The sequence below is a fragment of the Mesorhizobium sp. P5_C1 genome (assembly GCF_054049815.1).
Genome location: NZ_JBFULQ010000214.1, coordinates 1 through 8,980 on the forward strand (window position 1 = coordinate 1; position 8,980 = coordinate 8,980).

The 8,980-nt window shown below is 63.6% G+C and carries 12 protein-coding genes; 7 read left to right on the plus strand and 5 right to left on the minus strand.

Annotation, left to right across the window (positions count from 1 at the left end):
* Positions 1-424, minus strand: a 424-nt coding sequence (locus ACXJ7R_RS17655) for an AI-2E family transporter (protein ID WP_457152958.1), incomplete at its 3' end; no start/stop codon positions are given.
* Positions 425-537: 113 nt separating this feature from the next.
* On the minus strand, positions 538-1,599 hold the full coding sequence (locus ACXJ7R_RS17660) for an LLM class flavin-dependent oxidoreductase (RefSeq protein WP_457152959.1): 1,062 nt from the start codon (positions 1,597-1,599) through the stop codon (positions 538-540).
* A gap of 221 nt (positions 1,600-1,820) precedes the next feature.
* Here ACXJ7R_RS17660 and ACXJ7R_RS17665 point away from each other — a divergent pair, with 221 nt between their 5' ends.
* The gene (locus ACXJ7R_RS17665) at positions 1,821-2,249 is read left to right on the plus strand and encodes a DUF6481 family protein (RefSeq protein WP_184872979.1); all 429 of its coding nucleotides are present in this window, start codon (positions 1,821-1,823) and stop codon (positions 2,247-2,249) included.
* Between the two features lie 264 nt (positions 2,250-2,513).
* Here the strand turns inward: ACXJ7R_RS17665 and sugE are convergent, their stop codons facing one another.
* Both sugE and ACXJ7R_RS17675 read right to left on the minus strand, forming a co-directional pair.
* Entirely contained in the window at positions 2,514-2,828 is a 315-nt protein-coding gene (gene sugE, locus ACXJ7R_RS17670) for a quaternary ammonium compound efflux SMR transporter SugE (RefSeq protein ID WP_457152960.1), read from the minus strand.
* A gap of 206 nt (positions 2,829-3,034) precedes the next feature.
* The gene (locus ACXJ7R_RS17675; protein WP_013528464.1) at positions 3,035-3,160 is read right to left on the minus strand and encodes a hypothetical protein; all 126 of its coding nucleotides are present in this window, start codon (positions 3,158-3,160) and stop codon (positions 3,035-3,037) included.
* 212 nt (positions 3,161-3,372) lie between these two features.
* Here ACXJ7R_RS17675 and ACXJ7R_RS17680 point away from each other — a divergent pair, with 212 nt between their 5' ends.
* The 3 genes from ACXJ7R_RS17680 (at position 3,373) to ACXJ7R_RS17690 (ending at position 5,683) form a co-directional block, all read left to right on the plus strand.
* Positions 3,373-4,182, plus strand: a complete 810-nt coding sequence (locus ACXJ7R_RS17680; protein WP_457152961.1) for a transglutaminase-like domain-containing protein — start codon at positions 3,373-3,375, stop codon at positions 4,180-4,182.
* Between the two features lie 94 nt (positions 4,183-4,276).
* A complete protein-coding gene (locus tag ACXJ7R_RS17685; RefSeq protein WP_457152962.1) occupies positions 4,277-5,251 on the plus strand; it encodes a cation diffusion facilitator family transporter in 975 nt (324 codons plus the stop codon).
* 27 nt (positions 5,252-5,278) lie between these two features.
* Positions 5,279-5,683 carry a GFA family protein gene (locus ACXJ7R_RS17690; RefSeq protein ID WP_457152963.1) on the plus strand — a complete coding sequence of 135 codons (405 nt, stop codon included), beginning with the start codon at positions 5,279-5,281 and terminating at the stop codon, positions 5,681-5,683.
* Between the two features lie 13 nt (positions 5,684-5,696).
* Here ACXJ7R_RS17690 and ACXJ7R_RS17695 read toward each other — a convergent pair whose 3' ends face one another.
* Positions 5,697-6,968, minus strand: a complete 1,272-nt coding sequence (locus ACXJ7R_RS17695) for a DNA recombination protein RmuC (protein ID WP_457152964.1) — start codon at positions 6,966-6,968, stop codon at positions 5,697-5,699.
* 103 nt (positions 6,969-7,071) lie between these two features.
* Between ACXJ7R_RS17695 and def the strand changes: the two genes are divergently transcribed.
* The 3 genes from def to ACXJ7R_RS17710 all read left to right on the plus strand — a co-directional run.
* Positions 7,072-7,602: a peptide deformylase gene (gene def, locus ACXJ7R_RS17700; protein WP_095083447.1), complete on the plus strand. Its 531-nt coding sequence runs from the start codon at positions 7,072-7,074 to the stop codon at positions 7,600-7,602.
* A gap of 5 nt (positions 7,603-7,607) precedes the next feature.
* Positions 7,608-8,543, plus strand: coding sequence for a methionyl-tRNA formyltransferase (fmt, locus tag ACXJ7R_RS17705; protein ID WP_457152965.1), 936 nt, complete (start codon positions 7,608-7,610; stop codon positions 8,541-8,543).
* Positions 8,540-8,980: GNAT family N-acetyltransferase (locus tag ACXJ7R_RS17710; protein WP_457152966.1), on the plus strand; the 441-nt coding region annotated here is incomplete at its 3' end. The genes fmt and ACXJ7R_RS17710, both read left to right, overlap by 4 nt.

The following is an 8,980-nucleotide window of genomic DNA, read 5'->3' on the forward strand; positions in this document are numbered from 1 at the left end:
GCTCGATCTGGTGCGAGATCTGCATGATCCTCTCGAACGGACGCCGCAATTGCGCCAGCCGTTCGGTGAGCTGCTGGCCGATCGACGAGGTGTTGTTGATGAGGTCGATGACCGGGCCGCTGAGCAGATAGCCTGCACTAGCGAAAATGCAGACCGACAACAGCACCAGAAGGGTCGCAGAAATCACCTCGGGAACGCCGCGCCTGCGCAGAAGCCGGACGATCGGTGTCAGTGTCAGCGCCAGCAGGAAAGCCAGGATCACCGGCATGAAGAAGGCGCGGGCGAAGTAAAGCGCGTAGATGGCCATGAACAGGAAGATGCCGACGAGCAGCGAACGCATAAGATGCGTGTCCGCGCGAGCCGCTGCGCGCGGGTCTTCAGGCTCGGCAACGCCTGTGCCTAAAGCTGCAGGTTCGGCTTTCATCATGGACCCTCACCGGCGCACCGCAATTGGTGCAATCCAATGACGAAAACGCCTCTACCGCCGCTTGGGTTCCGTTAGCCGGGCAAGGCCCGGAGCGCGGACCTCCCGCTGACCTATGCGACGGGCGCCGGCACCGCGGGCGCGGACTTCGCTGTTTCCTTGCGCACGATCGGCGCCACCCTGGTGCCGTAGAGCTCGATCGCCTTCATGATCTTTGCATGCGGCATGGTGCCGATTGCCATCTGCAGCAGGAAGCGGTCATTGCCGAAGATCCTGTGCTGGGCGACGATTTTTTCGGCCACCTGCTCGGGATTGCCGACGAACAGGGCGCCATTGGGGCCACGCGACTGGTCGAAATGCGCCCGCGACGTCGGACCCCAGCCGCGCTCGCGACCGATGCGGTTCATCACCTCGGCTTGTGGGCCGTAGAAATCATCCGCCGCCTGCTCGGTCGTTTCGGCGATGAAACCGTGCACGTTTATGCTGGTGGCGAGGCTTGCCGGATCGTTGCCGGCGCGCTTGGCCGCCTCACGGTAGAGATCGAACAGCGGCGCGAAACGCGCCGGCTCGCCGCCGATGATGGCGAGCGCCAGCGGCAGGCCGAGCGCACCGGCGCGCGCCGCCGATTGCGGCGTGCCGCCAATGGCGATCCAGACCGGCAGCCTGTCCTGGAACGGCCTTGGATAGACGCCGCGATCGTTGATCGGCGCACGCAGATTGCCGGACCAGGTGACCTTCACATGATCGCGGATGGCAAGCAGGAGGTCGAGCTTTTCGGCGAACAGCTCGTCATAGTCCTCCAGATTGTAGCCGAACAGCGGGAAGGATTCGATGAACGAGCCGCGCCCCGCCATGATCTCGGCACGGCCGCCCGACAGAAGATCGAGCGTGGCGAACTGCTGGAAGACGCGCACCGGATCATCGGAGGACAGGACTGTGACCGCGCTGGTCAGCCTGATACGCTTCGAGCGCTCGGCGGCCGCGGCCAGCGCCACCACCGGTGCGGAGGCAGCATAGTCGGGCCGGTGATGCTCGCCGAGACCGAAGACGTCGAGGCCGACCTGGTCTGCCAGTTCGACCTCCTCGATCAGGTTGCGCAGTCGTTCATGCGGGCTGATGGCGCTGGGACCCGGCTGCGGGCTGACGTCGGCGAAGGTGTAGAGACCGAGTTCCATTCGAATGTCATCCTGGTGTTGGAGTTTCGGGCTAGAGGTAGCCATCGACCCGCCTCGCCGCCAGAGGGGCGGACGGTGAACAGTGCATGTCGGTTCCGGCCGAAAATACGTCTCCCAGGTGCAACATCGCGGAATTTCATGGCTGGCATGCCGTTTTGGCGCTTGAACTCTCGGCATTCGCGCGTATGTAAGCGTCGCGAATTGACTTCAGGGAAGTGGACTTGGCTATCTACAGGGAAAAAGACATTTTCGAGCGGCGCAATGCCGCAAACGAGGCAAAGAAGGCGCTTCTGGAGCGCTTCAAGTCAAAGCCGGCAGCAGACGATCCGACGGTGCTGGCACGACAGGCCGAACGCAAGGCAATCCTCGAGGCTCGCCAGATACGCGAGGCTGAAAAGGCCAGGCTGAAGCAGGAAAAGCTGGCACGCGAGGCGGTCGAGAAGGCCGAGCGCGAGGCAGCAGCCGAAGCGGCACGCATCGCGGCCGAAGAGGCGGCACAGGCTGAAGCCAAGATTCGGGAAGCCGAAGAAAACGAGCGCATCGCCCGTTTGCTGGCCGACGAAGCCGAACGCAAGGCCAAGCGCGACGCGCGTTATGCAGCGCGCAAACAGCGCACGGGCAGGACGCCTCCGGGCTTCTCCGCCCGCTAGCCTCCAGGCAATGGAGCAATCTGCTTCGAAGATCAGGGTCGCCTTGCAGCGGCCCTGAACGTGTTTGTCCAATGCATGTCTCGCAAATGAGGCCCCGGTTTTGGGAGGACGACATGCAAGACCCTAAAGCGCCTCACCCGAATCCGGCCCAACGCGACGCGCTTTAGAGCAATTCCAGGAAAAGTGTGAAGCGGTTTTCCCGGGAAGAGCGCGTAGCGCTTTCCCTCAGGGAATTGCGTAAAACAAAAAGATAGAGCGGTATGATCAGGCGGCGAACTTCAGCCCCATGATGCCGCAGACAATGAGCGCGATGCACGCCAGCCTGATCGCGGTGGCCGGCTCGCCGAGCAGCCAGATGCCGAGCAGCGCCGTGCCGACGGTGYCGATGCCGGTCCACACCGCATAGGCGGTACCGACGGGCAGCGCCTTCAGCGCCAGGCCGAGCAGAGTGAGGCTGACGATCATCGAGGCAACGGTCAGCACGGTCGGCATCAGCTTCGAGAAGCCGTCCGTGTATTTGAGGCCGATTGCCCAGCCGATCTCGAACAGGCCGGCAAAAAACAGAAAAATCCACGCCATCGACTACGCTCCATCAAAGCATCGGACCGAATTCGGATTCGGTATCCGACGCTCAATCAACAATGGCGGGTCGTCCCGGCCGGATTTTCGGGGAAAGCGCGAGGTCGTCCCCGCCCCGCCAATATAAGAAATTCAAGCGCTCGATCAACAACGACCGGCAACAACATTGCCGGTCGCAATCCCGTTCGGACGGGTATTGCCCGGACCTACTTGTCCTTGAGCTTCATCGCCTTGACCGGCGGCGCCTTCAGGGCCGGAGCCGGGGCTGGCTTCTTGGCATCCTTCTTCGGCTTGCGGGCTTCCTTGCCTGCCTTCATCGCACCTTTAGCCATGATTCGTTCCTCCGATTGCGGGAAGCGAAGTGAAACAAGAGAAACGTCCGACTGCAAGAGGCCAGCGCCTATCGACACCGCCAGCCGGCCGCTTTTAACCGGTTTCTAATTTGCTCGTAAACCAGGCCGGTCCGTGCCATGGTCATCTTCGCACTGCAGCATCCACCGGCGCTTTCGCCCGGAGATGAACACGCGGGCCGGTCAGGACGACAATGCGAATCCATATCGGCTGCGAGATGAGCTTCGACTTTCCCCAGGAAACSCCGCTYATCGCGATGCTGAATGTYCACTATTCYCGCGCCTCCGAYCTYGARCGSCCSGAYTTTTTGACCTCSAACCCGCCCGTGCCGATCGAGAGTTATCGCGACAGTTTCGGCAATTGGTGCAACCGGTTCGTCGCTCCGCCAGGGCGGTTCACCTTCGGCACCGACGCGGTGATCCGCGATCCCGGCACCTTCGAGATGGGCGACCTGATGGCCTGGCAGCACGAGGTGCGCGACCTGCCGGCGGATACACTGCTGTTTCTGCTGCCCAGCCGCTTTTGCGAGAGCGACCTCTTGGCGAGCGAAGCGTGGCGGCTGTTCGGCCACACGCCGCTCGGCATTGCGCGTGTGCAGGCGGTCTGCGACTTCGTCCACAATCATATCGTCTTCAACTACGGCAATGCGCGGCCGACACGCACCGCTGCGGAAGCCTATCGCGAACAGAGTGGTGTCTGCCGCGACTTCGCGCATCTCGCGGTCACCTTCTGCCGGGCGCTCAACATCCCGACGCGCTACTGCACCGGCTACATCAGCGACATCGGCACGCCGAAGCCGTGGTCGAGCATGGATTTCGCCGCCTGGATGGAGGTCTATCTCGGCGGCCGCTGGCACGCCTTCGACCCGCGCAACAATGCGCCGCGCATCGGCCGCATCCTGATCGCCTCCGGGCGTGACGCGGCCGACGTGCCGCTGACCCATATCTTCGGGCCGGGCACGCTCGCCGGTTTCAAAGTTTGGACCGACGAGGTCGTCGAATAGCCGACCGAACGAGCCGACGGTTCGCGCGTTATGTTGTCTTGTGGAGCTTTGACGGGCTGGCCGTTAGACTGGCGCCTTGAACGGGGGCAGCATCATGGCCGGGCATGGCGGCTCAAAAAGGGTGATCTACGCGGCGCTCGCCGGCAATCTCGCCATCGCATTGACCAAGTTCGCCGCCGCTTTCTTCACCGGCAGTTCGGCGATGCTGTCGGAAGGCGTGCACTCACTGGTCGATACCGGCAATGGCGGCCTGCTGCTCTATGGCATGCACCGCGCCGCCCGCCCGCCCGATCGGACGCATCCGCTCGGTCACGGCCGCGAACTCTATTTCTGGAGTTTCATCGTCGCCCTTCTGGTCTTCGCACTGGGCGCCGGCGTCTCCTTCTACGAAGGTGTGATCCACATCATGGCGCCGGAGCCGGTCGTCAACGCGAAGGTGAACTACATCGTTCTTGGCCTGTCCTTCCTGTTCGAGGGCAGCTCCTGGCTGGTGGCGCTGAAGGAGTTCCGCCAGCAGAAGGGCAAGCAGGGCTGGCTGCAGGCCGTGCAGTCGAGCAAGGACCCCAGCGTCTACACCGTGCTGTTCGAGGACAGCGCCGCCTTGCTCGGCCTGATCGTCGCCTTTGCCGGCATCCTTGCGGCGGAGCTGCTGGAGATGCCGGAGCTCGACGGCGCCGCCTCGATCGGCATCGGGCTGATCCTGGGCGCGACGGCTATCTTCCTGGCCCGCGAAAGCAAGGGGCTGCTAATCGGCGAGCCGGCCTCCCCGGAGGTGCAGAGACACGTGCTGGCGATCGTCCAGCAGGATCCGGCGGTGCAACAGGCGAACGGCGTTCTGACCGTCCACATGGGGCCGCAAGAGATCGTCGCTGCTCTCAGCATCGAGTTCGAGGATCACCTGACTGCGCCGGAGATCGAAGCCTGTGTGGAGCGCCTGGAGGCGCGGCTGAAGACAGAGATGCCGGAGATCGCAAGGCTGTTCGTCAAGCCGCAGACGACCGGGACCTGGGAACAGCGGCGCAAGATTGTTGAAGCCGCGTCAGGAGACGAGCCGGATCAGGCCGGTTAAGATGCCGACGAAGCAGGGAGAAACAAGATGAAAATCGACGGCGGCTGCCATTGCGGCGCTATCGCCTACGAGGCGGAGGTCGACCCGGAAAAGACCTCGATCTGCCACTGCACCGACTGCCAGAAACTGACCGGCACGGCCTTTCGGGTGACTGTTCCGGCGCCTGAGGATCACTACCGGATCACCAAGGGTACGCCGAAAATCTATATCAAGACCGGGGCGAGCGGCGCCAAGCGCRCCCAGGCCTTTTGCGCTGACTGCGGTTCGCACCTTTACGCCACCTCGGTCGGAGATGGTCCGAAGGTCTATGGAATTCGAGCGGGAACCGCGCGGCAACGCGAGGATCTGGTCCCGACACAGCAAAAATGGCACAGTTCAGCGCTGCACTGGCTGCCGGAATTCCAGGGCATGACCACCGTGGAGAAGCAGTAGCGCTGCTGCGGCGTCAGTCGTCGCCTTCGACGACCCTCAGCCTGAGCTGCCCGGTCTTCGAATCGGCGACGCGGGTCCCTGTCTCGACCTTCGTGGTGGCAGGCCGTGATGCTGCTTCGGGGCCAGCCTCGCCGTCGGGCTGGGCGCCGAACTCCAGTGCCTCGATCTTCTGGCCGCGTCTGGTCACCTTCGACGTCGAGACGAGGATGTCGTCGATGTMCTTGGCCGACTGGCCGAAATGGACCTGCAGTTTGCGCACCCGCTCGTCGACGCGCGCAACGTCCTCCATCAGCCGGATGACTTCGCCCTGGATCAGATGCGCCTGTTCACGCATGCGGGCGTCCTTGAGGATGGCCTGGATGACCTGGATCGACAGCATCAGCAGCGACGGCGAGACGATGACGACGCGAGCGCGGTGCGCCTTGTGGACGATGGCCTCGAAATTCTCGTGGATCTCGGCGAAAACCGATTCCGACGGCACGAACATGAAGGCTGTATCCTGCGTCTCGCCCTGAATCAGATATTTCTCGGATATATCACGGACATGGATTTCGATGTCGCGGCGGAAGGCCTGGGCAGCGACCTTCTGCAGGTCGGCGCCATCGGCAGCGCGGATGGCGTTCCAGGCTTCGAGCGGAAATTTGGCATCGATGGCGAGCGACGGCGCGCCATTCGGCATCTTCACCAGGCAGTCCGGCCGGCTACCGTTCGACAGCGTTGCCTGGAACTCGTAGGCCCCGTGCGGCAAGCCGTCGGCAACAATCGCCTCCATGCGCGACTGGCCGAAGGCACCGCGCGTCTGCTTGTTGGAGAGGATCGCCTGCAATTGCACGACCTGGCCGGCAAGCGACTGGATGTTGCCTTGCGCGGTGTCGATGATCGCCAGCCGTTCCTGCAATTTGGCCAGGCTCTCATGCGTGGATTTGGTCTGCTCGGTCATGGTCTGGCCGATGCGGCCGGTCATGGCGTCGAGGCGCTGGCCGATCGACTGCGTCAGCTCGGCTTGGCGTGCTCCGAACACTTCGGCGATGGCGCCCATGCGGCCCTGCATCTCGGCCTGGCTTTGCAAGATGCCGGCCATCCGCGCCTCGGCGTCTCGGGCATGGTCGGCGGCCTCAGCGGCGGCGACGGCGCGCGCCTTTGCCGAACGCCACAGCGCGATGACAAGCGCCACGAACAGGCCGACAAACAGCAATGCGCCGACGGCCAGAGCATGGCCGAGCGTGATCGTGGAGGCGCCAAGCCGGGCGACAGGCTCCGAAAGGATGGATGTCAGATCATTCATGTGGACAGCATAGCCGATTCGCGGGGCTGGCACAGATCAAAACGTGAACGGCGCCCCGGCGCCCCGGTTGACGCTTTTCGCTGGAGGTCTTAGGTGGAAAGCCATGCCGATCAAGCCGCTCATCATCCTTCCCGACCCCATCCTGCGCCAGGTTTCCAAGCCCGTGGAGCGCGTCGACGGGCCTTTGCGCAAATTAGCCGACGACATGCTGGCGACCATGTATGACGCGCCCGGCATCGGACTGGCGGCAATCCAGATCGGCGAACCGGTGCGCATGCTGGTGATCGATCTGGCCAAGGAAGACGAAACGCCGGCACCGCATGTCTTCATCAACCCGGAAATCCTGAGCAGCGCCGACACGCGGTCGGTCTACGAGGAAGGCTGCCTGTCGATCCCGGACTACTATGCCGAGGTCGAACGCCCGGCAGCCGTGAGGGTCAATTATCTCGACCGCGACGGCAAGCTGCAGGAGATCGAGGCCGAGGGGCTGATGGCGACCTGCCTGCAGCATGAGATCGACCACCTCAATGGCGTCTTGTTCATCGACCACATCTCGAAGCTGAAACGCGACATGGTGGTGAAGAAGTTCAAGAAGCTCGCCAGGGACAAGGCGCCAGGCAAGATGGTGGGATAGGGGAAATGCCCCTTCGCGTCATCTTCATGGGCACCCCGAAGTTTTCGGTGCCGACGCTGCGGGCCATCGCCGAGGCCGGACATGAAGTTGCTGCCGTCTATACGCAGCCGCCGCGCGCCGCCGGACGGCGCGGGCTTGAGCTGACGCCGTCGCCGGTACAGCGCGAGGCGGAGCGGCTGGGCATCGAGACACGCACACCGGTATCGCTCAAAGGCGGGGCCGAGCAGGCCGCTTTCCGCGCCCTGCGGGCCGATGTCGCAGTGGTCGTCGCTTATGGCCTGCTGCTGCCGAAGGCAGTTCTGGAGGCCCCCCGGCTTGGCTGCATCAACGGCCATGCCTCGCTTTTGCCGCGCTGGCGGGGTGCCGCGCCGATCCAGCGCGCGATCATGTCCGGGGACAGCGAAACCGGCATGATGGTGATGCGCATGGAAGTGGGCCTGGACACCGGCCCGGTGGCAATGGTTGAAAAATGCGCCATCGAACCCGATATGACTGCCGGCGATCTGCATGATCGGTTGATGAGTGTCGGTGCTGCACTGATGGTGGAAGCGCTGGCGCGACTGGAAAGGAACACCCTGACATTTACCGCACAAGCGGTGGAAGGGGTGACCTACGCCAAAAAAATCGATAAATCTGAGACTCGCTTGGACTGGACTCGCTCGGCGAGCGAAGTGCACAATACCATTCGTGGCCTGTCGCCCTTTCCCGGGGCTTGGTCCGAGATTGCAATTGGCGGCCGCCCGGAGCGGCTGAAACTGCTTCGCTCGACGCTATCGCAAGGCGCCGGCGAGTCGGGAGGAATTCTCGATGACCGGCTGACGGTCGCCTGCGGGGCAGGCGCGATCAGTCTGGTCGAAGTTCAACGGGCGGGCGGAAGGCCCGCTGCCGCGTCGGAATTCCTGCGCGGGGCCAAGATCGAAAAAGGAATGAAATTCTCATGAGCATGATGTCGATACGCGCGGCGACGCCGCGGGATCGCGAGGCCATCCGCCTCGTCGAGGAACACGCTTTCGGCCAGCAGGCGGAGGCCGGACTGGTCGACGCGCTGGTGACCGGCGGCGACGCCGTTGCCGAACTGGTGGCGGAAGAGGACGGCCAGGTGGTCGGCCATATCCTGTTTTCGCGACTGTTCGTGCAGAGCGGCGGCAAGAACTTTGCGGCCGTGGCGCTCGCGCCGCTGGCGGTCGAGCCCTCGTTCCATGGCAGCGGCATTGGCGGCGCGCTGATCCGCGAGGCGCATATCCGCCTCAGGGATGCCGGCGAGACGCTGGCCGTGGTGCTGGGTGATCCGGCCTATTACAGCCGTTTCGGCTACACCCATGCCCGCGCCGAAAAGTTCGAGAGCGAGTACCAGAGCGAGGCCCTGCAGGCACTGACC

Bases quoted from the DNA above. Each gene is read 5' to 3' on its own strand.
- ACXJ7R_RS17660 (WP_457152959.1), bottom strand. From the start codon at position 1,599: ATGGAACTCGGTCTCTACACCTTCGCCGACGTCAGCCCGCAGCCGGGT.
- ACXJ7R_RS17675 (WP_013528464.1), bottom strand. From the start codon at position 3,160: ATGGCTAAAGGTGCGATGAAGGCAGGCAAGGAAGCCCGCAAGCCGAAG.
- ACXJ7R_RS17685 (WP_457152962.1), top strand. From the start codon at position 4,277: ATGGCCGGGCATGGCGGCTCAAAAAGGGTGATCTACGCGGCGCTCGCC.
- def (WP_095083447.1), top strand. From the start codon at position 7,072: ATGCCGATCAAGCCGCTCATCATCCTTCCCGACCCCATCCTGCGCCAG.
- fmt (WP_457152965.1), top strand. From the start codon at position 7,608: ATGCCCCTTCGCGTCATCTTCATGGGCACCCCGAAGTTTTCGGTGCCG.